The organism is Salipaludibacillus daqingensis, from assembly GCF_029891575.1.
GTDB lineage: Bacteria > Bacillota > Bacilli > Bacillales > Salisediminibacteriaceae > Salipaludibacillus > Salipaludibacillus daqingensis.
The window spans coordinates 107,478-132,290 of record NZ_JARZHF010000002.1; the positions used below are offsets into that span (position 1 = coordinate 107,478).

The window sequence follows — 24,813 nt, forward strand, 5'->3', positions numbered from 1 at the left end:
ATCCACCTACCAACTAACTAATATCAAATGATGAGAAGCCAGACTCTACAGCCTCATATGTAATTTCTTCACTCTCATCACTGCGAAGCTCAATAATATAATCAAAATCATCTAAGGAATATTCAGTCTCTCTCACGAAAATATCCGGGTGTTCAACGACTTTTGTTGCAGGAAGGCGCATCATTTCCGACACGAGCATTTGGTGACGTTCAGAAGCTCTCATAGTGGAAACAATTCCATCAATAATATAAATGTGATTTTCTGACATTTCATCATCTGCCAATTGACTTCGAACCGTTTGTCTCAATAATGTTGACGATAAGAAAGACCATCTTTTATTTGCACATACACTTGCGGCTACAACGGACTCTGTTTTACCAACTCTTGGCATTCCTCGAATTCCAATTAGTCGATGACCATCTTTCATGAAGAGTTCTGCCATAAAATCGACAAGGACACCTAATTCGTCTCGAACAAAACGAAATGTCTTTTTTTCGTCTTCGTCTCTTTCAATATAACGTCCGTGACGAATTGCTAGTCGGTCACGTAGTTTAGGTTGACGAATTTTTCTTAAAGTAATAACATCCATCGTCTCCATAATAAGTCTAAGACGCATGATGGCTTCATCGCTTGCACTTCTCATAAGCATTCCACGACGCATATGTTCCACGCCATTTATCGTGACAATATTTATTCTAAGCATACCTAATAATGATGCAATTTCTCCTAATAAACCAGGGCGATTCTCATGGATTTGATATTCCATGTACCATTCTTTTTGTTCCATTTGACAACCCCTTCCAACAAACAGTTTTTCTAAGTCATGTTATTATACTACACTTCTTTTAACATCATAATTGATTTTTTCGCTTATTAAAAGAGATTTATGACATAAATAGTTAATATTCTACGTTTTTCGATCTAACGACTTAGATAATATCTATACTCTGTTAGGTATTAGAAACCGTTTCTTACAAGATATAAACGATTATCTATCAGGACTTACTATTATATTAGACGAAAAATGAAAAATAATGAAAATTTTTATTTTAGTTTCACCTACTAATATTTATTTCACTTACAATAAAAAGTATCGCCTTTAAAGACGATACTTTTTATTGTAAATTTTACAAAACTACGCTTTTTAATTGAACATATGTCTTTCCAAGTTACTTCTGTGCATAGGACTCCAAGTTACCCGTCTGTTTTAGTCTTACTGCTTATCGACTAGTTTCACCATCATATTTGCAATCGCATGTTGTTCTTCTTCTGATGCTACATGCCATAAGTCAGATAAAACTCTTTCTTGATCGTTTTTCGGCTCTACTTCATTTGATAAGTATTCACCAACTTGATAAGCTACGTCTTGCACGGTTTGTTGATCCATTCCTTCTGCTTCACCTTGATGAAGTCTCTGTGCTAAAAAATCCTTCCACTGTTGCCAATTGTCTAATACAGACATAGTTTCAACCTCCTTGTAGTAACATTCATACGTAGTTTTTTCACAAGGGAGGAATATTATGCATGCAATTAATCACATTCAGCAGTACCATGCGCCATTCACGGATAAAACTTGGCCATTTATGTATGCTGCATCGTCTGAAAGCAAAAAAGCAGCTAATCCTGCAACTTCAGAAGGTTTACCTAATCTTCCGGCTGGAATGTTTTCTCTCAAATCATCCAATTCTTCTTTCGTATATTCGGCTAACATGTCTGTTTCAATCGCTCCAGGTGCAATTCCATTTACTTGTAATCCACTTTGAGCGACTTCTTTTGCCAATGCCTTTACAAAGGAGTTCTGTGCTCCTTTGATCATGGAATACGTTACTTCACATGATGCCCCTGTTATCCCCCAGATCGAGGTAATCATAATGATTCTTCCTTTTTTCTTAGATAACATCACAGGAAGAAATAATTTTGTTAGTAATGTTGGGGTTGTTAATCCAATGGACATCTGTGAAGATAACTCTGCTTCACTGATATCTTGAAACAAACCTGTCATGGACTTTCCTGCATTATGAATGACCACTTCAGGTTCAATGTTTAACATTTTAATTTTATCTACAGTGGATGTTGAATCGTTGAAGTCTGCTTGCACAAGCTGACAAGATTGCTTAAATTCTTTTTCGATTCGTCTTTTTAACTGTTCGACAGCTTGAACGTTGTTAAAGTAGTGAAGGACCAAATCATATCCAAGAGACGCGAGGCGAAGGCTGATCTCCTGACCAATACCTCCGCTCGCCCCGGATATAAATGCCACTGGAGAAATATCCTTACTCACTTTTATCTTCCTCTTTCGTAATCAAACAAACACTCATTTGTGTGTCTAAATGGAAATGATCTTTCATTGTTTCTAGAAGTTCTTCTTTTTTTAATGACTCTAGCGTTGGAATCACATCGAAAAGATCCATTTCATTAAATTGATAACGGGTAAACTGGTTTGCAATAAATTCAGGAGAGTTCATCGCTTTTAAAAAGTAACCAATCTTCTTTTTTCTAATACGATCGATCACTTTATCATCAAGAGGTTTCTCTTTGAAGTCAGCAATTAATCCTTCAATACGTTCCGCCAATGCTTCTGGTTGACTTGTATCGCCACCGACTACGGAAAATCCAAACCCTTTTTCTGCTGTAAAATCAAAGCTGAAGCTGTCATCAATGAGACCTTCTTCATAAAGCGTTTGATAATTTTCTGAACTTTGACCGAACATCATTTCTAACAATAATTGAACAGACAACTCATGTTTCAATAATTCTATTCCTTGTTTAGTCGGGTTTCGTTCTTTTATACCTACTAAGCATTTTCCCGTATTTACTGGCATTGGAATGGTCACTTTCTTTTCGTTCACTTCTGTTGTATCTTCTTCTACATACCTTTCGATCGGCTTGGGCTCTGCGAACGTTTTGTTTTGTTGATTCGTGCGAACTTGATCTAAGATTTTTTCTGGCTCCACGTTTCCAACGATAAACAAAACCATATTACTTGGATGATAAAAGGTATTGTAGCAAGTATATAGCAAATCTTTTGTTGTTTTATTAATTGACTCTACCGTTCCAGCAATATCAATCGCTACGGGATGATTTTTGTACATCCCTTTCAACAAACCGAAAAAGTTTTGCCAATCTGGATTATCTTCATACATTTTAATTTCTTGCTCGATGATTCCTTTTTCTTTTTCAACAGATTCTTCTGTAAAATAAGGGTTCTGCACAAAATTCACTAACGTTTCCAAGTTTTTGTCAACATTCATCGTACTAGAAAACAAATAAGCTGTTCGAGTAAAACTTGTAAAAGCGTTCGCTGATGCTCCTAATTTACTGAAGTTTTGAAATACATCCCCATCTTCATCGTCAAATAGCTTATGCTCTAAAAAGTGTGCTATTCCATCAGGAACTCTTAATGACTCTGTTCCCTCTAAAGGTGTAAAATGATTATCTATAGAGCCGTATTTCGTCGTGAATGTGGCAAACGTTTTGTTAAAACCTTGTTTCGGAAGGACATACACTCTTAACCCATTATCTAATTCATCCACATAAAGGGTTTCTTGAAGTTGTTCGAATGTGATTTTATTCATTTGATTCCTCCTCCTTCCCTTTAAGAAAATAGATCGTATCTAGCTGAATTTTTTTCGCCACATTTAAAATATCATCGTGGGTCACTTGGTCTATTCGTTCCAACCACTCATTTAGTGGGATTTTTTTGCTTGCAATTTGATTGTGATACTCCATCTCAATTCTGCCTCGTGGCACATCCATCGTTTCTAGAACTTGATTTTTGTAGACTGCCTTTGTTTGTTGAATATCTACTTCCGTAAATTCTCCGTTTTGCATGTCTTCCATCTGTTTAAAAATGATTTCTGTCGCATCATTATACTTTGATGATTGAATTCCAGACATGACAATAAGAAGTCCTTTGTGACTTTCTACTCTTGACGCAGCATAGTAAGCTAAGCTAGCTTTTTCCCGAACATTAATAAACAACTTTGAATGAGAAAACCCGCCAAAAATTCCATTAAAAATTTGCAAAGCAAAATAATCGTCGTCCCCATACACGATGTTCGTTCTGTAACCAATATGAAGTTTGGCTTGCTGTACTGACTGTTCGTCAACAACCTCATTTGCTTTTTTCTTATTATTATCTGGTGTATTCTTCGGTTTTTCTTCTCGTCGATGAGATTGGTCTATTTTGAAATGTTTTTTAATCATTGTTTTTATGTGTTCTGAGTCCACATCGCCCATTACATAAAAATCAATATCATCACTGTTTAACGCATCTTGATAATAGTCATAAAGATTTTTCCCATCGATCGCGTCCAAGTCTTCTTCATAACCAAGTACATGTATACCGAATGGTTCATCCGGACACATTTCTTCTGTGAGCCGTTTATTTGCAAATCGCATTTTATCGTCATAAATAGAAGAAATTTTTTGTCTTTGGGATCGTTTTTCCTCGTCTATAATCTTGGAATCGAACTGGTCATTTGTTACATTTGGATTTAAAAATACCGAAGCTAGCAGTTTGATTCCTTTTTCTAATAATGGGCTATGATCTTTTAAAAATTTCTCATTCGCCAAATCCATTCGTAAAGATAGAATCTGTCTTTCCCCTTTTTTCGCTACGTCGGCAGTTAGGGAGGCCCCATAAAGCTCTTCTAAAGCACTTCTAATATGCTGTCTAGAAGGATAATCCTTTGTTCCATTTTGTAAAATGTTAGGCAATAGTGCCCGTTTCGTCACGCTGTCTTTTTCCAAGGGACCGTTCATTTGTATCATCATCGTATTCGTCTTAAACGTGGTAGATGGGATGACATGAACTCGAATCGATCCAATATCAAATTGTTTTAGTTCCTCTTGTTCCATTCCATTCCCTCCTTCTATTAGTTATAATATACCTCGTTTGCGTATGATTATGATTTTTTCTCAACACCTTGATTTTACGAGAGGTTGCATCATATAGCAAACTTTACCAAGCTTTATACCTCTCAAAAAATAAGAACAGCACTTTCCTAAAAGGGAAAGTGCTGCTTAAAATATTAATATACTCGCTTTCTTAATACATGGAACTTAAATTTATCCGCTCGGAAATAATTTATAGAATACAACACTGGTTGCTCTCGGTCATCATAGTGCATTTGCTTTAATACTAAAAGAGCTGTCTCTGGTTCGCATTCAAGAATTTCCGATACTCTTTCATGGTAACCGATTGGTTCTATTTGCGTCATTGCATAAGAAATCGATGTTCCTGATTTTTCAAGTTGATCAAAGATTGACTGTTGTTGGTGAGACACATAATCAGGAAAATGGTGCTTTGGAATTTTATCCAAACAATACACAACTGGTTCACCATCAGCAGTTCGCACGCGTTCAATCACAATCATCTCTTTTAAATTCTCATCTTGAAATCTTCTGCAATCATCATCTGAAGGTCTATCAATTGATGAGGAAAGAAAATTTGTACCCGCTTCTTTGTTTCCTCGTTTGATCATATCGGTCACACTAAATAATTCCTCAATCCCAGAAGAAAAAAGAGGTTTCGTATTAATAAATGTTCCAACGCCATGTCTACGAATAATGACACTCTCATCTTCTAACATACGCAGAGCTTCTCGTAACGTTGCTCTACTAACTCCAAGTTGCTTTGACAGTTGAAACTCTGAAGGCAACCTCTCTCCTGTTTCATAAATACCATTATCAATATCTTCTTTGATTTTATCGATCACCTGTAAATAAAGTGGTCGCTGATCGGATTTAATCATCTAAATTCCTCCTGCGAAACAAGTTGCACTCTCATTCAATATAGTAAATGTACCATGGATTTCTAATTTGGACTATATTAATTTAACCGTTTTCAGTAATTTTTTTTCAATTTTACGCCTTTTTAGGTGATTGTTCGTTTATTTTATCCTCATCTTTTGCTACTAATACTTCACGAGGCTTGCTTCCTTCATAAGGACCAACGACTCCTCTTAATTCCATTTCATCAATTAATCTAGCCGCCCTTGCATAACCAACTCTAAATCGACGTTGCAACATGGAAACAGAAGCTGTTTGCATCTCAGTAATCAACTGAACGGCATCGTAATAAAGTTCATCTTGCACTTCTTCTTTAACCGTTTCCTGTTCTCCTTCTTTAGGCATCATTTCTTCGGAGTATTGTGCTTTTTGTTGTTCAATACAGTGCATAACAATTCTTTCCACTTCATCATCTGATAAAAATGCCCCTTGTATTCTCGTAGCTTTTGAAGCACCTACAGGCAAAAACAACATATCGCCTTTACCTAATAGTTTCTCTGCGCCATTTCCATCTAGAATCGTTCTGGAATCCGTGGAGCTTGAAACACCAAACGCGATTCGTGATGGGATATTCGCTTTAATCACACCAGTAATGACGTCCACAGATGGTCGTTGCGTAGCAATGATCAAATGAATACCAGCTGCACGTGCCATTTGCGCTAACCTTGTAATGGCATCTTCTACTTCAGAAGATGCAACCATCATCAAATCTGCCAACTCGTCTACAATAACGACAATAAACGGCAGTGGAGAGTATGCTTCTTGATCATAGCGCTTTTTGCTTTCTTTTTTCAAATAGGCATTATAGCCTTCAATATTCCTAGTTCCTGACGCTGCAAACAACTCGTAACGACGTTCCATTTCATTTACGACCTTTTTCAAAGCTTGAGATGCTTTCTTCGGTTCCGTCACAACGGGAGATAGTAAATGAGGAATACCATTATAAACATTTAACTCTACCATTTTAGGATCAATCATCATTAATTTCACTTCGTGTGGTTTGCACCTCATAAGGATACTAATGATTATTCCATTAATACATACACTTTTTCCACTTCCCGTTGCCCCCGCAACGAGTAAATGGGGCATTTTATTTAGCTCTGCAATGACTGCCTCACCAGAAATATCTCTCCCAAGAGCAATCGCTAATGGTGTATGCTTTTCCTTCATTACAGTAGATTCAAGAACTTCTCGTAACGTAACAAGAGAAACTTCTTGATTAGGAACTTCAATACCAATCGCAGATTTTCCAGGAATCGGCGCTTCCATCCGGATATCCTTAGCTGCTAAAGCTAACGCCAAGTCATCTGTTAAGTTTACTATTTTACTGACTTTTACCCCTGTACTAGGGTACACTTCATATTTTGTAACAGATGGGCCTAAATGAACTTTTGTTACTTTTGCGCTTACTCCGAAACTTTCCAACGTTCTTTCTAGCTTTCTAGCGTTCTTCGATAACATAGAATGTTCTTTTGCTTGACTAGATTTTGCCGGATTATGTAGCAAATCTATTTCTGGTAAAATATAATCTGCATTTTCCTTCTCACGTACAACAAGAGATGTTGTCTGTGGTTGATTTGTTGATTCCTGACCCTTTTTAGGAGGAGGCGTTACGCTTGAACTTTCATCTATATTCGTCGCCTTTGGAGCATCTGACTCTGGTGTTATTGGAGTAACATCAACCATCTCAGGAAACTGATCCACCGAATCCTGAGGCTCTTCTTTATAAGCTGTTTTTGTAAAGTCATAGATGATTGGTTCATCATCTGTGACCTTCTCTTCACTCATTGGAATGTCTGCTTGTTCTTTTTTACGCATTTTTTTCTCATCAATACGCTCTTTTATTTTATAAATAAGTAATTTAACACTTCCGACTACTTTGTCACTTATTGCACGAATAAGGTGTACAGGTCCTCCTGTATTTTTCTTTATAAATTCGATGAACGATTTCCCAGTAATTAGAACAATAGACGCGATCATAAGTCCAATTGCAAAGACGACTGTTCCACCGGAAGAAAATAACACATGACTAACCGAGAAGCCGATAGCACCAATCATTCCTCCACCTAGTTCATCTACAACAGCATCGCCCTGTAATTGTTGCCAATATAATTCCCAAGTGTTCCGAATGACAGATTGATCAATAAACTCAACGTGAGTAGATAATTCTCTAAATAGTTGCACGTGACTTAATAATGCAAGGGAAAAAACAAACAAATAAATCCCAATAAACCGTCGATTCCACATAACAGGAATTTGTCTCTTTAACATTAAGTAGATTGAAAAAATAAACAGAGAAATAGTTAATAAAATATGCCAACTACCTAAAATGAATCGAAATAATTCTATTAATCCTTCTCCTACAATACCTAATGAAGCAAAGGTGACGATAGATATGATAAATAAGAATAGTCCTGTCAATTCAAACGTTAACTGTTTTCGCCACTTTTGTGATTTTCTTCTTTTTTTTGCCATTTCATCACCTCAAAATCAATTTCTCTATAAAAAGCTAGCTCGTTACTAGAGTTTTACTCTTGGAAAAATATTTCTCTACTACTTCTTAAAATGGAAGAAGCAGCCGATCGGACGGCTGCTATTTCCATGATTAACGAACGCTTGTTTCACTAATTATAGCATAGAGAACAGATTCATTACTAGAATTGGCAAAAAATAAATCATGTTAATTTTGCGGATTGTATGATTGACCTGGAGCATATTTCGGATCCAAGAACAAATTTGGATCAGTCGACAAAAGGCGAACGACACGAAATTCTTTACCATCTTGCTCGACCACTAGCTGACCTCCTGGAATGTCAACGACTTGTGGTTCTTGAAATTCTGTTTGATCAGGTGGAAAAACGTGATGAAGGTTTTGATACGTATACAAAATCATTGAATCACATCCTTTTGATGATTCTTCTTACCTTCTTCAATCAGTTCATTTAACTTTTTGATGGCATGTCCTAAACCTCCTACTTCGTTAATAATCCCTTCATGAACTGCGTCAATACCGATTACATTTGTTCCGATATCTCTGGTTAAGTTGCCTTTTGAAAGCATGAGGTCTTTGAAACCTTCTTCAGTAATATTAGAATTTTTTGTCACAAATCCAATGACACGATCTTGCATTTTATCTAAGTACTCAAAACTTTGAGGCACGCCAATAACAAGCCCTGTTAATCTGATGGGGTGAATCGTCATTGTTGCACTCTCAGCAATAAATGAATGGGTACCAGCCACGGCTATTGGTACACCAATCGAGTGTCCTCCTCCTAAAACAAGGGTTACCGTAGGTTTTGACATCGATGCTATCATTTCTGCTAATGCTAGCCCTGCTTCCACATCCCCTCCTACTGTGTTAAGAATCAATAAAAGTCCTTCAATTTTAGGATTTTGTTCCGCAGCTACTAACTGAGGGATGACATGCTCATACTTTGTTGTTTTATTTTGCGGTGGCAATTGCATATGCCCTTCAATTTGACCAATGATCGTTAATACATGAATGTTACTTTGTTCCATTTGCGGTATGTTTGTTTGGCCCAGTTGATTAATTTTATCTACAATACCGTCTTTTTCTGTTTTTTCCTTTTCTGGAGCTTGTTTTTCAGGATTTTGCTGATGTTGATAATCGATTGGTTCATATTGATTGTCGAATGGTCTCATAATAACTCCTCCCTTTTTATTTAGTATGCAAGGAGATTTAGTATTTCATGCAAAAAAGAAAAGTATCTTTGGAACAGATGGTAAAAGTTTGATTGACTAGCTACAGTTACAAGTGTTAGCTCTGTTTTATGCGCTCAATCTAAACGACAAAAAACCAGAAAAGAATCAGTATGCTCACTGTCTTTTCTGGCAATAAAAGAGCTAGCTATTAAGACAACCATACTATTAAACATTCTCACGACAAAGAATAAAGTGGTTGTTTATTATGAGGTAATAGAGGGCAATCTTTGGCCAGACACCCTCGAAAATGCACACGTATTTGCTATTATCACGTTTCCATAATTATCGGCATGATCATTGGACGACGTTTTGTTTTTTCATATAAGAATCGGCTAAGCTGGTCGCGAACTTGCCCTTTCATTTGTGCCCATTCTGTTTGATTCTGTTCAATTGACTTTTTCAATGTTTCCGTAACTAGTTTCTCTGCATTTTTAATTAACTCTTCTGATTCTCTCACGTAAACGAATCCTCTAGAGATAATGTCAGGACCTGATAAGATTTGACTGTGCGATTTATTCAAAGTGACAACAACAACTAAAATACCATCTTTAGATAATAATCGTCTGTCTCTTAAAACAATATTACCAACGTCGCCGACACCTAGACCGTCGATTAACACATGTCCTGCCGGTATCTTATTCGCTCTTTTTCCTTTTCGTTTCGTAAACTCAACAACTTCACCTTTTTCCAACAAGAATATTTGGCTATCGTCTACGCCAACGGATCTAGCTAAATGGCGATGAGCATATTGCATACGGAATTCTCCGCTAACTGGAATAAAGTGCTGAGGCCTTATTAAATTTAGCATGAGCTTAAGCTCTTCTTGATAGGCGTGACCAGAAACATGGACTTTTTTATTTTTTCCATAAATGACTTCAGCACCCGTTCTTGAGAGTAAGTCAACCATTTGGGTGACAAGTTTTTCGTTACCGGGATCAGGCATAGCTGATATAACAATACGGTCATCCTTTTCAATTTTCACAAGAGAATGAGAGCCTTTCGCCATTTTTGCTAGACAGCTCATCGGTTCCCCTTGGCTTCCAGTAGTTAGTACGACAAATTGGTCTCGTTGATATTTTTTTAGATCTTTTTTAGGAATAATCGTTTCTTGTTCATCATTTAAATATCCCAACTCTTTTGCAATCGTTACTGTTCTTTCAATCTCTTTACCAACAACCGCTACTTTTCGTTCTTTTTTATTAGCGGCATTAATTACTTGCTGAATGCGATGAATATGAGAGCTAAATACTGCAACGATAATACTTCCTTTCGCTTCATGGAAAGCATCTTTCAACCCTTCGGCAACCATCGACTCTGACTGAGAATTACCAGGAACTTCTGCATTGTGGCTATCAGATAATAGGCAAAGAACACCTTTATCTCCAATTTCAGAAAGCTTGCCCATTTCTGTTCTCAATCCTCCTACTGGGTTTTGATCAAATTTAAAATCCCCAGTGTATACGATAGGACCTTGTGACGTATGAACAATGACACCTAATGAGTCGGGAATACTATGAGTTGTCCCGAAAAAACTTACTGGTGTTTTACCAATTTTCAACTTCGAGTCAGAATTTATTTCAATAAAGTTTGGTTTATGACCAACTTTCACTTCGTTACACTGATCTTTCACGAGTGCAAGGGTAAATTTCGATCCGTAAACTGGAACTTTTAAATCTCTAAGTACGTATGGCACTGCTGCAATATTATCTTCATGACCGTGACTTAAAATGATCCCCTTGACTTTCTCTTTATTTTCAGTGATATAAGAAATATCAGGAATGACGATATCGACCCCTAGCATATCATCTGCAGGGTGCATACATCCCGCATCAATAATAAGCATTTCGTCATCTAATTCTATAACATACATATTTTTCCCTACTTCACCTAATCCTCCTAGGGAAAAAATGCGAATCTTTTCAGTTTGTTGGTTTGACAATGTTAATCCTCCTATTATTTATCTTTACTTTTATTAAATTTCCCCGTCCCGTTCACCCTCTAATAAACAGTATACCGTATTAATGTTTTGAACTACAAGTAAGAATGAATGAAACGAACAATCATTTTGTCGAACCCAACATTTTCTTTTACATTAATAGTGAATTAATTGTTCATATGAGTCACGATCACATTTATGTAATAAAAAAGGCTGTATGCCTTGATGCATACAGCCTAAACATCCGTTTTATAACAAGTCTTTTACAACTTGTCGTTCTTCCGCAGTTAACGGAAGAAGTGGAAGTCGAACACCGCCTACATCCATTCCTTTGAGTTGAAGAGCTGTCTTTACTGGTGCAGGACTCGGTGCCACAAACATGCCTTTCATTGTCGGTAGTAAACGTTGATGAATCGTTGCTGCTGTTTTAATATCACCTTTTTTGAATGCTTTCACCATTTCTTGCATTTCATTTCCAATGATATGACCAGAAACGGATACAACGCCATCCGCTCCTACTGCTAATGCTGGTAAAGTTAAACTATCATCACCACAATACACTTCAAAATCATCTGGTGTATTCGAAATGATCGTTGTCATTTGATCTAAGTTCCCACTTGCTTCTTTGACAGAAGTAATATTCGGAATTTTTGAAAGAGCAATGACTGTTTCTGGAAGTAAATTGACGACGCAACGCCCTGGCACATTATATAACATGACAGGAAGGGATGTCTTCGCCGCAATGGTTTTAAAATGTTCGTACATCCCTCGTTGAGAAGGTTTATTATAATATGGGGAAACGAGCATTATTCCATCTACTCCAAGTTTTTCTGCTCGAACGGTTAGTTCTGCCGTTGCATACGTGTCGTTCATTCCTGTTCCTGCGTAAACAGGAATTCGACCCGCAGAAGCTTTTACAGCATGCTCATATAGTGCCGCTTTTTCTTCGATGCTAAGTGTTGCTGATTCTCCCGTCGTTCCTCCTACAATAACACCATCTGTTCCATTTTCCATTAAAAAATTCATTAGTTTAGGGATTTTGTTAAAATCAATATTTCCTTTTGAATCAAAAGGGGTCACCATCGCTGTTAAGACATTTCCTAGTGCCATCCTAAATCACTCCTTACTTTCTCTGTTTCTATAGTCTCATTAAAAATTGGACGAGCCTCCATAGGCAAACAATCACTACTTATTCATTGCATGTGCAAGCAACTACAACCAATCAGTCGTGAGCGGAATCACCGATAAGAAACATGTCATGCAGAGCGTTCACCGCATTGATCATATCTTCTTCTTTTACTAAAACCCAAATCGTTGTGTGAGAATCTGCAGATTGTAATATCTTGATGTGACGATCGGTTAGTGCTTCGACAATTTTTGATGTAATGCCTGGTACCCCTGTCATCCCAGCACCCACTGCAGATACTTTTGCACAATCTCTTAAAACGTCAGGCTGTAAATTCATTTCTTCCAATATATCTATCGCTTTATCTGCCAATTCATTGGACACGGTATATGCCACACCGAAAGGATGAATATTAATGAAGTCTACAGAAATGCTTGCATTTGCCATCGCTTTGAAAACTTTCGCCTGAAGGTCGTACTCTCCTTCTTTTGCCGTTACTTTGATTTGCGAAACATTTTTTACATGGGCAATGCCTGTAATTGGACGTTCATCAATATCTCTGCCTAATATAGAAGATGTGCTCGTAGTGATTAATGTGCCTGTACCTCCACCTGAAGTGGAGCGAATTCTTATAGGAATTTTTGCTTGCATCGCTACTTCAACGGCTCGAGGGTGGATGACTTTTGCACCTTGATAAGCCATATTGCAAATTTCGGTGTATGTCACAACAGCTAAAGGTTTTGCTCCTTTGACGATCCGTGGATCTGCGGTCATCACACCGTCCACGTCCGTGAATATATCTACTACTTCTGCTTTTAATGCTGCTCCTAGTGCTGTCGCCGAAGTATCTGAGCCACCACGCCCCAATGTAGCTGTTGTACCTCTAGGTGTCTCTCCTTGGAATCCTGTGACGACAATCACATCGAAGTTTTCAAGTGCAGAAATAATTCCATCCACTTTCATTTCAATGATTTTTGCGTTTGTGTATTCTTCCGTTGTCCGAAACCCAGCTTGGGCCCCAGTCATTGCCAAAGACTTTACCCCTCTTTTTTGTAAAAGTGACGAAAACACAACAGATGAAATCGTCTCTCCACACGAAGCGAGTAAATCTTGCTCCCGATTAGATACAGAGGAAGGAACGCCTCCAACTAAACCTAATAATGTATCTGTGGCATATGGATCCCCTACTCTTCCCATCGCTGACACGACAACGACAACTTTGTACCCTTCTCTAACAGCTTCTAGAACATGCTGAGAAGACTGCTGACGCACTTCTTCTGACTTTAAGGACGTTCCGCCGAATTTTTGAACGACAATTTTCATCTCTATATCCATCTACCTTTACTTCAGGATCTTTTATTTTAATAAACCTAATTTAATTAGCGAAAATGCAATTTGTACAGAGTTTAATGCTGCACCTTTTAATAGATTATCTGCAACAATCCACATGTGGAAGCCTTTTTCTTGATCTAGATCCTGACGAATTCTTCCTACAAAAATATCATCTTTCCCTTTGCAATCAGATGCTAACGGGTACACTTGATTCGCAGGATCATCTTGCAACGTGATGCCTGGTGCGTTCTTAAGCAATTCACGAATCTTTGCAACATCAAGCCCCTCTTTTTCAACCTCAATATACACTGATTCAGAGTGACCTGTTTCCACTGGTAACCTTACACAAGTAGCCGCCACTTTCATCGAGTCATCATTCATGATTTTTTTCGTCTCATTGATCATTTTCATTTCTTCAAATGTGTAGCCGTTTTCTTGGAACAAATCGATTTGAGGAACGGCATTGAAGGCAATCTGGTAATGTTTCTTATCTCCTGAAACAGGTAATACTTCAGGATTGATTTCTTCTTCGTCTAAAATTTGACGAGACTGTTGATACATTTCATCAATCGCATTTACACCTGCTCCCGAAACTGCTTGATATGTAGATACGATTAAACGATCTAAACCAAAAGCTTCGCGGATCGGTTCCACTGCAGCGACCATTTGAATAGTCGAACAGTTTGGATTAGCGATAATTCCTTGATGTTTTTTCAAATCTTCTTCATTCACTTCTGGAACGATAAGTGGTACATCTTTATCCATACGGAATGCGCTTGTATTATCAACGACAATCGCACCACGTTTAACGGCTTCTGGTGCTAGAGCTTTTGAAACGGACCCTCCTGCACTAAATAAAGCCAATTGAATTCCATCAAAAGAATCGGGAGTCGCTTCTTGAACAGTAAGCTCTTCCCCTTTGAACGTAAGTTTTTTACCGGCTGATCTTTTAGAAGATAACAATGTTAATGATGCAATCGGGAATTCCATTTTTGCTAGAGTTTGCAACATTTGTTCCCCTACTGCTCCTGTTGCTCCTACAATTGCTACGTGAAAACCTTGCTGTGTCATGTTAATAGTTCTCCCTTCCTTTTTTGAACAGATAATTATTTCATCTACTTTTACTATTATATACAAAATAGGCGTTGCCGTTAAGGGGTCACCTTAACGGCAAGCACAATAACTACCTCTTTATTTTAGCAACAGTTAGGAAGAATTGCATTACTCTTTATATCTTTCTATTAAAACTGGCTGTATTTGTTCCCCCTTCAAAGCATGTTCAACTGTGTCTGGAATCCTTGTCATATCAGCAACGAGAGAGTTTGGTTTTTTGAAAGGATGATCTTGCCCTAAAGGTACAAAATAAATATTTTTGGACGTCATCAATTTCATAATATTAACACCATTTAGTCCTAATGCATCATTTGTGGAAATGGCAACAACTACCGGTTTCCCTGTGCGCATTGTTGCTTTTGCCCCCATTAAAACTGGAGAGTCTGTTAACGCATTGGCAAATTTACTCGTTGAATTTCCTGTCATGGGAGCAATTATCATACAATCTAGCGGTGTTTTCGGGCCAAACGGTTCTGCCTTCACAATTGTATCGACAATTGGTTCAGGTGTTGCTTCTTGAATTTTATTTAACCAATAAGCTGCTTCTCCAAATTTCGAATCCGTTGTCTGTAAAGTATACGATACGAATGGAGTTACTCTCGCTCCTAGAGAAACAAGTTGTTCTATTTGTGGAACAACTTCATCATACGTACAATGTGACCCTGTCATGCCAAATCCAATATGTTTTCCTTTTAATGACATTACACGTTGCCTCCTTCACTTTCTTCCCATTGCTTTTGCAACAGTGTTGATAAAAGGCTACCAAGCTGAACTCCTGCCGTTTTAGGCGCAACTAACCCCGGTAACCCTGGTGTTAAGATCGCATGAACTGCTCTTTTTTCGGCAAATTCAAAGTCTGTTCCGCCTGGACTCGACGCAATATCAAGAATTAATACGTCATTTGCCATTCGTGAAATAATTTCCGATGTTATGACTCGAGCGGGAATTGTATTGATAATCGTATCCGCATCTTCTACAATATTTTTGAACTCTGATAAAGGGTATGGTTTCAATTTCATTTCATATGCCCTCGCTCGTAACGCGTCCTCATTTGCAATAACTTTTACGTTTGCCCCCAATCCCTCAAAAACCCTTGCAATGGTTTGCCCGACCCGCCCAAAGCCAGATACAATCACATTCGATCCGTGAATCGTCACATTCGTGTGTTGAATCGCCAGAAGAAGTGCTCCTTCAGCTGTTGGAATCGAATTATAGATTGCTAAATCATCTCTTTCCATTAACGTTATAATGTTTAATTCCGCTTTACCGGCCAACTCCTTTAATTCAGCATTGCAAATACCTGTGTAAATTTTCGTGTTTTTACGAACTTTCGCTAACCACGATTCATTAACATAAACTTCACTACTAGAAAAAACACTGTCTACTTCTTTGTTTTTTTTCATGCCATTTATAGGCAAAATAATGGCATCAATATTTTCAGCTTTTAATGCTTCAAACGAAGTCTTTTCTACTCCTAAAAACCCATCATCCAATTGATCGTATCCAATGAGATAAATTGTAGCATCTAATTTACCAAGTATTCGTATCACTTCTAACTGACGTAAATCTCCACCTATAATGACCACTTTCATACCTGTTAACAAAGAACCAATCTCCCCTCTCTGTAAAATTTGAAAGGGAATTAAAGAGCCCTGCGCTTCGCTCATCATATATTATGTAGGCCATAATATTTGGTGAATTGACTATTTAAATTTTTATTTACATTGTATTTCAAGGCAACGCAGAATGGGCTTTCTAGTTACCTTTTATCTTATTTCTATACCTATTGCGCTGCTTTTTGTCGTTATACAAATCAAAACTTCAACTAAAAAAGGCCCTGAACGGATTGTTCAAGGCCCAATAACATTTTGTTTATTTAACTTCAATAATAATCATATCTGCACCAATTTTTTTGATTTGGCTCCAATAGACAGTCACTTCTTTTTCTCGTTTACCTAAACCGAACCACTTCAACGTCGGAATAACGAAAGCATTAATTTGACCAGTTTTGTCATCGATGATTAAATCTGTTTGGCCTAATACACCTAATCTTTCTCCTTTGTGATAATCAATAATTTCTTTTTGACTAATATCACTTAAACGCATCTTTCGCACCACCCTCCACTTTATTACAAGCCTATGCCTTAGTGGTTAGGTGATATGCTCACTTTATTGTAACGATTTCGGCAATTGTCCTTCCGAGCTAATAAGTGTAAGGGAAAAGTCTTTATTAAAAATTTCTTCACTTGTCTGTTTGATATCATTCATTGTCACAGCGTCGATTGAATTCGTAATTTCATCAAGAGTTCTGTGTTTGCCAAGCAACAGCTCATTTTTACCATTTCGGCTCATTCTACTATTCGTACTCTCGAGCGCAAGCATAAGCCCGCCTTTTAATTGCTCTTTACCATTTCTCAATTCTTTTTCTGTTAAACCATTATCGCGAACGGACGCTATTGTATTCATAGTCACGTCAAACACTTCATCTAACTGCTCATGAGCAGATCCTGTGTAGATCGTTAACATTCCAGAATCCTTGAATGATGAATGATAGGAAAAAACAGAATAGGCTAACCCTCGATTCTCGCGGATTTCTTGGAACAATCTGCTACTCATGGAGCCACCTAAAGCATTGTTCATTAAAATTAGCGAATAAACACGATCATCGTCAATTGGATATCCGTCATAACCTAAGCATAAATGAGCTTGTTCCGTATCTTTTTTACGAACCATCTTTTCTGGAATAAATGCTGGTTTATCAAGTGAATTCTTCGACGTATTTCTTTCTAGTGAAGAGAATAACTCTTGAACATATTCAATATAATTTTCGTCCACATTACCACAAATAGAAATGACAACATTTTCAGCATGATAATATTGATCCATATAAGCAAATAAATCTTCAGGTGAAAACGAGGCCAGCGTTTGTTCTGTCCCTAATATTGGATAAGCTAACGGATGTTCACCGTAGCTCGCTTTACTTAACAAATCATGAACTAAATCATCGGGAGTGTCTTCATACATCTTGATCTCTTCTAAAACTACCCCTTTTTCTTTCTCCAACTCTTTCTTTTCAAAAGTCGAATTAAAATACATATCTGCTAGCACGTCTGCCGCATATTTCGCGTGTGTATCTAGCACTTTGGCATAGTAGCACGTGTACTCTTTTGAGGTAAGTGCATTAACGTGGCCCCCGATAGAGTCGAATGACTCTGCAATCTCTTGGGCTGTGCGATCTTTCGTCCCTTTAAAAAACATATGTTCAATAAAATGCGACATACCGTTTTCATTCTTTTTCTCAAAACGTGATCCAGTGCCGATCCAAATTCCGATAGATACCGATCTAACGGTGTGGTTTGGTTCAAACACGACACGTAAGCCATTATGATTAACAAAACGTTTGATCAAAATAAATCCTCCTACAATCTTTCATATAGTGTTATGGTGCCACTCGATTTTCGCTTAGCACATCTGACACTGTGCCTAGTTTTAAATCTTTTTGTTGAATACCATTGATCATTTGCTCTAGTCCATTTACCGAAGAGGCAGTGGGATGCATTAGAATAAGTGAACCAGGTTCAACTTTTGATACTACTTGGTCTGCCATTTGAGACGGATTCGGTTTTTTCCAATCTACCGTATCTACCGTCCATAATACAGTATACAAGTTAAATTCTCTAGCTATCTTTACTACTTGATCATGATAGCTGCCACTTGGCGGTGCAAACCACTTCGGTTCCACTTGAAGGGTTCCATCAATTATTTCGTTCGTTCTAAGGATCTCATCACGGATTCTCTCTCTCGATAATGTTTGCATATCTGGGTGAGAATAAGCATGATTTCCGATTTCATGACCCTCTTCTTTTATCATCATAGCAAGATTCGGGTTATTTTTCACCCATGAGCCATCAAGAAAGAACGTTGCTTTCACTTGGTGTTTATCCAAAACCTTCAGCATTTTCGGAATATATTCGTTTCCCCAAGCGACATTGATCATAAATCCAGCCATTCGTTTCTCTTTATTTCCACGATATATAGGATTTGTAGGCAAATCCTGTAATGTAACTTCAGGAGTAATTTCTTCCAAAACAAGTTGGTCTTGTTGGAATTCATCCTTTTCTTTCATATTTTCAAACGACTGTTGTACATCTACCCGTAAACCATTATATCCTGGAATTGCTTTCCATACAGGGTCTACTTTAGCGTCTATAGCTGCTTCATCATATTTTTGCTTTTGACGAAGGATTTCCATATATAAAGGATTTTCTTCTTTCATCACATCTTCTGCCTGTCCTTTTAATTCAATTATATAACTGTTCGTTATCGGATTTAATCCCGTTGATAACGTCATCATTACTAACAAAAATAACGTCCCCAGTTGAATGGTTACTCTTTTTAGCATATGTCAAACCTCCCTCAGTGTTAGAAATATGCATAAAAAGGACAAGGTAGAACACGGAATCAAACACTAAAAAGGTTATAATCACTTTGCATCGTCTTTAGGGTACCAATACAAATAAAGAAGCATATGATGAGATCATATGCTTCTTAGAGTTATTATTTTTTTTCATCTTCCAAAAGAACTTTGCGTGATAAGTTGACGCGTCCTTGATTATCAACTTCCGTTACTTTTACGAGTATTTCATCACCTAATGATACAACATCTTCGACTTTTCCAACTCGCTCTTTGGCAAGTTGAGAAATATGAACAAGTCCATCTTTTCCTTTGAAGATTTCAACAAAAGCACCAAATTTCTCAATTCGTTTCACTTTTCCTAAGTAAGTAGCTCCTACTTCGACTTCGCGAACGATATCTTCTATGGTTTTCTTCGCTTTGTTGTTCATCTCTTGATCTAATGAAGAAATATACACGATGCCGTCTTGCTCGATATCGATCTTCACACCAGTATCTTCAATGATTTGGTTAATGATTTTACCACTTGGTCCAATCACGTCGCGAATCTTGTCTGGGTGAATTTTCAACGTCAAGATTTTTGGAGCATAAGCATTAAGTTCTTTACGAGGTTCAGGAATAGCTGAAAGCATGTTTTCAAGAATAGCCAAACGACCTTCTCTTGCTTGCGATAATGCTTCTACTAGTACATCTTTATTGATTCCATCAATTTTAATGTCCATTTGAATCGCTGTTACACCTTTAGATGTTCCGGCAACTTTGAAGTCCATGTCCCCAAGAGCATCTTCCATACCTTGAATATCAGTTAAGACAGCTACATCATCTTCAAATTTCACTAAGCCCATCGCAATACCTGCAACAGGAGCTGTTAATGGAACCCCAGCGGCCATCATAGCTAATGTGCTTGCACAAATACTTGCTTGAGATGTAGAACCGTTTGATTCCAACACTTCGGATACAAGACGAATCGTATATGGGAAATCATTTTCGGAAGGCATTACTTTTTCAAGGGCACGCTCTCCTAAAGCACCATGTCCAATTTCTCGACGTCCCGGTCCACGGATAGGGCCTGTTTCCCCAACACTGAATAATGGAAAATTATAATGATGCATAAAACGCTTCGATTCTTCAATTCCAAGCCCGTCCAATACTTGAACATCACCTAGAGCACCTAACGTACAAACACTTAATGCTTGTGTTTGACCACGTGTAAAGAGTCCAGAACCGTGCGTACGTTGAAGAATATCAATTTCAGATGACAACGAGCGAATTTCGTCTTTTTTACGGCCATCTGGTCGAATGTTCTTTTGAGTGATTAATTTACGAACACTCTCTTTTAACAATTTATTAAGAACTTCTTTTGCATCTTTTGTGCGGTCATTTTCTTCGTCAGCATATTGTTCCAAAATTTCATCAAATACATCTTTAATAGCTTCTTCGCGAGCTACTTTTTCGACAATAGTTGCTGCTTGAATAATGCTAGCTTCTGCTTTTTCACGAATTTCTGCCTCAAGTTCTGCATCAATCGTAACAAGCTTCACTTCCATTTTTGTTTTTCCAGTTTTTTCAATAATCTCTTCTTGGAATGCAACAAGCTTTTTGATTTCATCATGACCATACATAATTGCATCAAGAATGATTTCTTCTGAAACCTCATTGGCTCCAGCTTCCACCATGTTAATCGCATCTTTTGTTCCTGCTACGATCAATTCAATATCACTTTTCTCCATTTGATCCGTGCTTGGGTTAATGAGAAATTCACCGTCAACTCGTCCAACAGTGACACCAGCAATAGGACCATCGAAAGGAATGTCAGAAATCGACAACGCGATAGATGAACCTAACATAGCTGTCATCTCTGGTGAACAATTTTGATCATTACTCATAACCATGCTAATCACTTGCACATCATTACGGAACCCATCTGGGAAAAGTGGGCGAACGGGTCTATCAATTAAACGGCTTGTTAAAACCGCATGATCACTTGGTCGTCCTTCACGTTTAATAAATCCACCTGGGATTTTACCAGCAGCATACTTTCTCTCCTCGTAGTTCACTGTTAGTGGGAAAAAAGGCAGATCTTTTGGTTCTTTAGAACCTGTTGCTGTTGATAAAACTGAAGTATCACCATAGCGAATCATCGCAGCACCGTTTGCTTGCTTGGCATATTTGCCAATTTCAACAGTCAGCGTGCGTCCAGCCCATTCCATAGAAAAAGTTTGTTTTTCTTCGTTCATGTTATCAATTGCTCCTCTCAATTTTAAAAATCCATTTTAATGTAAAATATTATTAGCTTTTTTTTATGTACTAAACCTGATGGATAGTCAGAAATGCATAAACAAAAGTATAAATGGCCTATATTTCTAATATTGTCTATTATGACCTTATTTAAACAAAGGTAATCATAACCAAATCCCTAGCTTTTCTATCATATCAGAAAAATTCAGGTTGCGAAATAGCCTATTTATTTCATGAACAGTTCTATCAAGTAAAAGAAAGGTCGGTTGCAGAAGCTTCTATGCCTTTCTTTTAACTATTTCTCTATTCAGATATTAAATGTAAGCATAAGAAAAAGCGGGAGAATCTCCCGCTTTCGAATTTATCGACGAAGACCAAGCTTATCGACAACTTGACGGTAACGAGTAACATCTTTATTACGTAAGTACGTAAGTAGGTTACGGCGTTGACCGACCATTTTTAAAAGTCCACGACGTGAATGGTGATCCTTTTTGTGTGTACGCAAATGTTCATTTAACGTAGTGATTTGCTCAGTAAGGACAGCTACCTGAACTTCAGGAGAACCAGTATCATTCTCATGCGTTCTATACTGTGCAATAATTTCATTCTTTCTTTCTTGAGTTAATGCCATCCTGTTCCACCTCCTTCTTCTTATATCCCCAATTGCTGAGCAAACGTTGGTGAATCGTATTGCCAAGCATTGGTTCCTAACAGTATTCATCATACTAGCTTTTATAGTATATTTCAAGTTTTTTTGATAATGGCCTGTAAAAGAAGACTTTTAGTAGTTAATAGCACTCATTTCTGACTCCGTCTTTAATAGAGCCTCTTGCTTGAGTTACATCTGTACTAATTTGTTGCTTTAATTCTTCGACTGAAGCAAATTTCTTCTCTCCACGTATTCGATTGTAAAAAGCAACAATGACCTCTTTTCCATATAGATCACTTTGAAAATCAAGTATATGAACTTCGATTGTTGGTTTCACCGGTGAATTATTATGAAATGTAGGTTTAAAACCAACGTTACAAACACCAGGGAGCCACTCACCATCTACTTGTATAAAGACCGTATAAACACCAATATCAGGAAAAACTGTACGTTCCACTGGGCTAATATTAGCAGTTGGAAAACCGATCGTTCTTCCTCGTTTTTCCCCATGTTCAACTAAGCCTTCGATTTGGAACATCCTACCTAAATACGTGTTTACCTTATCTATGTTACCTTTCGATAACGCTTTACGAATTTCTGTTGAACTAATTTTTTCTTCTCCGTTGGATATTTCTTTCACCGTTGTTTGTGTGAATTGTTTTCTAGAATGAAAAGGTAACGTCTCCATCGTGCCTTTGCCTAATCTACCATATGAGTAATCAAAACCAGCAACAACATGTTTTACATTCAAGTCGATTAAATACTCATCGACAAATTGTTGTGGAGAGAGGTCTGCAAAATGACGATCAAATGTAACGATAAATAAATAATCTATCCCTAATCCTTCCATCAACTTGATCTTTTCAGGTAAAGGGGATAAATATTGAATCTCCTCTTCATTTCTTAATACTTCTTTCGGATGAGGGAAAAAAGTCATGACAGCTGACTTCAGCCCTCTATCTTTCGCTTCCGTTTTAGCCACTTCAATTACTTTTTGATGTCCTCGATGAACTCCATCAAAAAAACCTAATGCTACTGCGGTAGGCGGTAGTTTTAACAGAGGACGAGGATGTTTTAATCGAACAATTTCCAAAGGTGCCACCTCATTTATGTCATTGCTTGTTCTGAATGGTTCGTATCATTTTTTCTGGTTTCATTTTCCCCTCGCGTTTTACATCTCTTTTATATAATGCGAGACATTCCCCATGTTGATTATACAAAGCCCATATGGATTCGTCTACAGTTGATTGTTCATCTGGGATTGATAAAATCGCTCCTTGTAAAATTCGTTCCTCCATATCTTTGTTTACTTCGATTACCGGAAACATGGATAACGCTTTTTCAATCGGGATAAGAAGGTGATCTTCTTCCTCTTTTACAACGGCCTCGTCCAACTGTTCAAATGTTATACAATCTTTTTGATGAAACTCCCCTGACGATTCTCGGATCAAATGAGACATATGAGCTGGAAAACCTAGTTTTTCTCCAATCGTTACAGAAAGCGTTCGAATATAGGTACCTTTGCTACAAACGGCGCGAAAGGAGAATGAAACAGTTCCATCTTGATTTTTCACAGGAGGTGACAAGAGGTCTAATTCAAAAATTGTAATCATTCTACTCGGTCGTTCTACTTCTTTACCTTCTCTAGCATACTCATATAATTTCTTCCCTTTCACTTTTACTGCAGAATACATAGGTGGGGTTTGTTCTAATGGGCCAATAAGGTTTGATAAGACTGTCTTGGCTTCGTCTTCAGTTATGACACGATCAACAGCAGATTCGTTAACCTTCTCACCTGATGCATCTTCTGTCGTTGTCGTAAAACCTAGCGTTACCTCACCAACGTAAGTTTTATCATTTGCTGTCAAATATTCGACAATTTTAGTTGCTCTTCCTAAACAAATTGGCAAAACGCCTTCCACATCAGGATCGAGTGTTCCCGTGTGCCCTGCTTTTTTTGTTCCAAACCTTCTGCCTACTTCTCTAACCGCTGTAAAAGACGTCATTCCTTTTGGTTTCCATAAAGGAAAAACTCCCATCAATTCTTGCTTCATCTTATGTATGCCTCCATTTTTACATAGCGAAAAGGGGATAGAAATCGCTCTATCCCCTTCAAATACTATTTATCATCTTTGTTAAGATTTCGAAGTAATTCATCAATACGATTACCTCGTTCTATACTTTCATCAAACGTAAATGAAAGTTCAGGGGTTTTTCGAAGCTGAATTCTTTTACCAATTTCAGAACGAATGAAACCATTTGCTGTTTCCAACGCTTGTAATGTCTTCTTTCTTTCATCCTCTTCACCATAAACCGTGATAAATGCTGTTGCTTGTTGTAAATCACCTGTAACGTCTACGGCAGTTACTGTAACAAACCCAATACGAGGATCTTTTAATTCACGTTGAATGATATCTGTTAATTCTTTTTTGATCTGTTCTCCAACGCGATTCGCTCGAACTTTACTCATTTTACGTCACTCCTATCCT

Annotated in this window: 23 protein-coding genes; all 23 read right to left on the reverse strand. The window is 37.6% G+C overall.

Translation table 11 applies throughout. The features are described from left to right. Nucleotides 1-13: 13 nt before the first annotated feature. Nucleotides 14-787 (reverse strand): DUF3388 domain-containing protein, encoded by a 774-nt coding sequence (locus QDN89_RS04600; RefSeq protein ID WP_280768914.1) that lies wholly within the window; start codon nt 785-787, stop codon nt 14-16. 426 nt (nt 788-1,213) lie between these two features. Next, entirely contained in the window at nt 1,214-1,462 is a 249-nt protein-coding gene (locus tag QDN89_RS04605; protein WP_280768915.1) for a DUF3243 domain-containing protein, read from the reverse strand. Between the two features lie 78 nt (nt 1,463-1,540). Continuing rightward, entirely contained in the window at nt 1,541-2,281 is a 741-nt protein-coding gene (gene ymfI, locus QDN89_RS04610) for an elongation factor P 5-aminopentanone reductase (protein WP_280768916.1), read from the reverse strand. Further along, nucleotides 2,274-3,575: an EF-P 5-aminopentanol modification-associated protein YfmH gene (gene yfmH, locus QDN89_RS04615; RefSeq protein ID WP_280768917.1), complete on the reverse strand. Its 1,302-nt coding sequence runs from the start codon at nt 3,573-3,575 to the stop codon at nt 2,274-2,276. The genes ymfI and yfmH overlap by 8 nt, the downstream gene beginning before the upstream one ends. Then, a complete protein-coding gene (gene yfmF, locus QDN89_RS04620) occupies nt 3,568-4,860 on the reverse strand; it encodes an EF-P 5-aminopentanol modification-associated protein YfmF (protein WP_280768918.1) in 1,293 nt (430 codons plus the stop codon). The genes yfmH and yfmF overlap by 8 nt, the downstream gene beginning before the upstream one ends. A 173-nt stretch (nt 4,861-5,033) precedes the next feature. Then, on the reverse strand, nt 5,034-5,756 hold the full coding sequence (locus QDN89_RS04625) for a GntR family transcriptional regulator (protein WP_280768919.1): 723 nt from the start codon (nt 5,754-5,756) through the stop codon (nt 5,034-5,036). A 112-nt stretch (nt 5,757-5,868) separates the two neighbouring features. After that, entirely contained in the window at nt 5,869-8,268 is a 2,400-nt protein-coding gene (locus QDN89_RS04630; RefSeq protein WP_280768920.1) for an FtsK/SpoIIIE family DNA translocase, read from the reverse strand. A 205-nt stretch (nt 8,269-8,473) separates the two neighbouring features. Beyond that, a complete protein-coding gene (locus QDN89_RS04635) occupies nt 8,474-8,686 on the reverse strand; it encodes a YlzJ-like family protein (protein ID WP_280768921.1) in 213 nt (70 codons plus the stop codon). Continuing rightward, nucleotides 8,683-9,456: a ClpP family protease gene (locus QDN89_RS04640; protein ID WP_280768922.1), complete on the reverse strand. Its 774-nt coding sequence runs from the start codon at nt 9,454-9,456 to the stop codon at nt 8,683-8,685. Before QDN89_RS04640 ends, QDN89_RS04635 begins: the two co-directional genes overlap by 4 nt. 328 nt (nt 9,457-9,784) lie before the next feature. Continuing rightward, nucleotides 9,785-11,455: a ribonuclease J gene (locus tag QDN89_RS04645; protein ID WP_280768923.1), complete on the reverse strand. Its 1,671-nt coding sequence runs from the start codon at nt 11,453-11,455 to the stop codon at nt 9,785-9,787. Between the two features lie 246 nt (nt 11,456-11,701). Beyond that, the gene (gene dapA / locus QDN89_RS04650; protein ID WP_280768924.1) at nt 11,702-12,562 is read right to left on the reverse strand and encodes a 4-hydroxy-tetrahydrodipicolinate synthase; all 861 of its coding nucleotides are present in this window, start codon (nt 12,560-12,562) and stop codon (nt 11,702-11,704) included. A gap of 112 nt (nt 12,563-12,674) precedes the next feature. Beyond that, nucleotides 12,675-13,901: an aspartate kinase gene (gene dapG, locus QDN89_RS04655; protein ID WP_280768925.1), complete on the reverse strand. Its 1,227-nt coding sequence runs from the start codon at nt 13,899-13,901 to the stop codon at nt 12,675-12,677. Between the two features lie 33 nt (nt 13,902-13,934). After that, complete coding sequence (gene asd / locus QDN89_RS04660) at nt 13,935-14,981, reverse strand: aspartate-semialdehyde dehydrogenase (protein ID WP_280768926.1); 1,047 nt, start codon at nt 14,979-14,981, stop codon at nt 13,935-13,937. A 150-nt stretch (nt 14,982-15,131) separates the two neighbouring features. Beyond that, complete coding sequence (locus QDN89_RS04665) at nt 15,132-15,725, reverse strand: dipicolinate synthase subunit B (RefSeq protein WP_280768927.1); 594 nt, start codon at nt 15,723-15,725, stop codon at nt 15,132-15,134. Next, a complete protein-coding gene (dpaA, locus tag QDN89_RS04670; RefSeq protein ID WP_280768928.1) occupies nt 15,725-16,627 on the reverse strand; it encodes a dipicolinic acid synthetase subunit A in 903 nt (300 codons plus the stop codon). Before dpaA ends, QDN89_RS04665 begins: the two co-directional genes overlap by 1 nt. Nucleotides 16,628-16,895: 268 nt before the next feature. After that, a complete protein-coding gene (locus QDN89_RS04675) occupies nt 16,896-17,129 on the reverse strand; it encodes a YlmC/YmxH family sporulation protein (RefSeq protein ID WP_280768929.1) in 234 nt (77 codons plus the stop codon). 63 nt (nt 17,130-17,192) lie between these two features. After that, on the reverse strand, nt 17,193-18,431 hold the full coding sequence (locus QDN89_RS04680) for a M16 family metallopeptidase (RefSeq protein ID WP_280768930.1): 1,239 nt from the start codon (nt 18,429-18,431) through the stop codon (nt 17,193-17,195). A gap of 31 nt (nt 18,432-18,462) precedes the next feature. After that, on the reverse strand, nt 18,463-19,425 hold the full coding sequence (locus QDN89_RS04685) for a polysaccharide deacetylase family protein (protein ID WP_280768931.1): 963 nt from the start codon (nt 19,423-19,425) through the stop codon (nt 18,463-18,465). Between the two features lie 155 nt (nt 19,426-19,580). Continuing rightward, nucleotides 19,581-21,674, reverse strand: coding sequence for a polyribonucleotide nucleotidyltransferase (gene pnp / locus QDN89_RS04690; protein ID WP_280768932.1), 2,094 nt, complete (start codon nt 21,672-21,674; stop codon nt 19,581-19,583). Nucleotides 21,675-22,036: 362 nt separating this feature from the next. Further along, nucleotides 22,037-22,306 carry a 30S ribosomal protein S15 gene (rpsO, locus tag QDN89_RS04695; protein WP_280768933.1) on the reverse strand — a complete coding sequence of 90 codons (270 nt, stop codon included), beginning with the start codon at nt 22,304-22,306 and terminating at the stop codon, nt 22,037-22,039. A gap of 157 nt (nt 22,307-22,463) precedes the next feature. Further along, nucleotides 22,464-23,417 carry a bifunctional riboflavin kinase/FAD synthetase gene (locus tag QDN89_RS04700; protein WP_280768934.1) on the reverse strand — a complete coding sequence of 318 codons (954 nt, stop codon included), beginning with the start codon at nt 23,415-23,417 and terminating at the stop codon, nt 22,464-22,466. Between the two features lie 19 nt (nt 23,418-23,436). Continuing rightward, entirely contained in the window at nt 23,437-24,366 is a 930-nt protein-coding gene (truB, locus tag QDN89_RS04705; RefSeq protein ID WP_280769367.1) for a tRNA pseudouridine(55) synthase TruB, read from the reverse strand. A gap of 77 nt (nt 24,367-24,443) precedes the next feature. Next, the gene (gene rbfA, locus QDN89_RS04710; protein WP_280768935.1) at nt 24,444-24,794 is read right to left on the reverse strand and encodes a 30S ribosome-binding factor RbfA; all 351 of its coding nucleotides are present in this window, start codon (nt 24,792-24,794) and stop codon (nt 24,444-24,446) included. Nucleotides 24,795-24,813: the final 19 nt, after the last annotated feature.

Excerpts from the sequence above, each read along its gene's own strand:
- QDN89_RS04600 (WP_280768914.1), bottom strand. The coding sequence starts at position 787 with ATGGAACAAAAAGAATGGTACATGGAATATCAAATCCATGAGAATCGC.
- QDN89_RS04605 (WP_280768915.1), bottom strand. The coding sequence starts at position 1,462 with ATGTCTGTATTAGACAATTGGCAACAGTGGAAGGATTTTTTAGCACAG.
- yfmH (WP_280768917.1), bottom strand. The coding sequence starts at position 3,575 with ATGAATAAAATCACATTCGAACAACTTCAAGAAACCCTTTATGTGGAT.
- yfmF (WP_280768918.1), bottom strand. The coding sequence starts at position 4,860 with ATGGAACAAGAGGAACTAAAACAATTTGATATTGGATCGATTCGAGTT.
- QDN89_RS04625 (WP_280768919.1), bottom strand. The coding sequence starts at position 5,756 with ATGATTAAATCCGATCAGCGACCACTTTATTTACAGGTGATCGATAAA.
- QDN89_RS04630 (WP_280768920.1), bottom strand. The coding sequence starts at position 8,268 with ATGGCAAAAAAAAGAAGAAAATCACAAAAGTGGCGAAAACAGTTAACG.
- QDN89_RS04635 (WP_280768921.1), bottom strand. The coding sequence starts at position 8,686 with ATGATTTTGTATACGTATCAAAACCTTCATCACGTTTTTCCACCTGAT.
- QDN89_RS04640 (WP_280768922.1), bottom strand. The coding sequence starts at position 9,456 with ATGAGACCATTCGACAATCAATATGAACCAATCGATTATCAACATCAG.
- dapA (WP_280768924.1), bottom strand. The coding sequence starts at position 12,562 with ATGGCACTAGGAAATGTCTTAACAGCGATGGTGACCCCTTTTGATTCA.
- dapG (WP_280768925.1), bottom strand. The coding sequence starts at position 13,901 with ATGAAAATTGTCGTTCAAAAATTCGGCGGAACGTCCTTAAAGTCAGAA.
- asd (WP_280768926.1), bottom strand. The coding sequence starts at position 14,981 with ATGACACAGCAAGGTTTTCACGTAGCAATTGTAGGAGCAACAGGAGCA.
- QDN89_RS04665 (WP_280768927.1), bottom strand. The coding sequence starts at position 15,725 with ATGTCATTAAAAGGAAAACATATTGGATTTGGCATGACAGGGTCACAT.
- QDN89_RS04675 (WP_280768929.1), bottom strand. The coding sequence starts at position 17,129 with ATGCGTTTAAGTGATATTAGTCAAAAAGAAATTATTGATTATCACAAA.
- QDN89_RS04685 (WP_280768931.1), bottom strand. The coding sequence starts at position 19,425 with ATGCTAAAAAGAGTAACCATTCAACTGGGGACGTTATTTTTGTTAGTA.
- pnp (WP_280768932.1), bottom strand. The coding sequence starts at position 21,674 with ATGAACGAAGAAAAACAAACTTTTTCTATGGAATGGGCTGGACGCACG.
- rpsO (WP_280768933.1), bottom strand. The coding sequence starts at position 22,306 with ATGGCATTAACTCAAGAAAGAAAGAATGAAATTATTGCACAGTATAGA.
- rbfA (WP_280768935.1), bottom strand. The coding sequence starts at position 24,794 with ATGAGTAAAGTTCGAGCGAATCGCGTTGGAGAACAGATCAAAAAAGAA.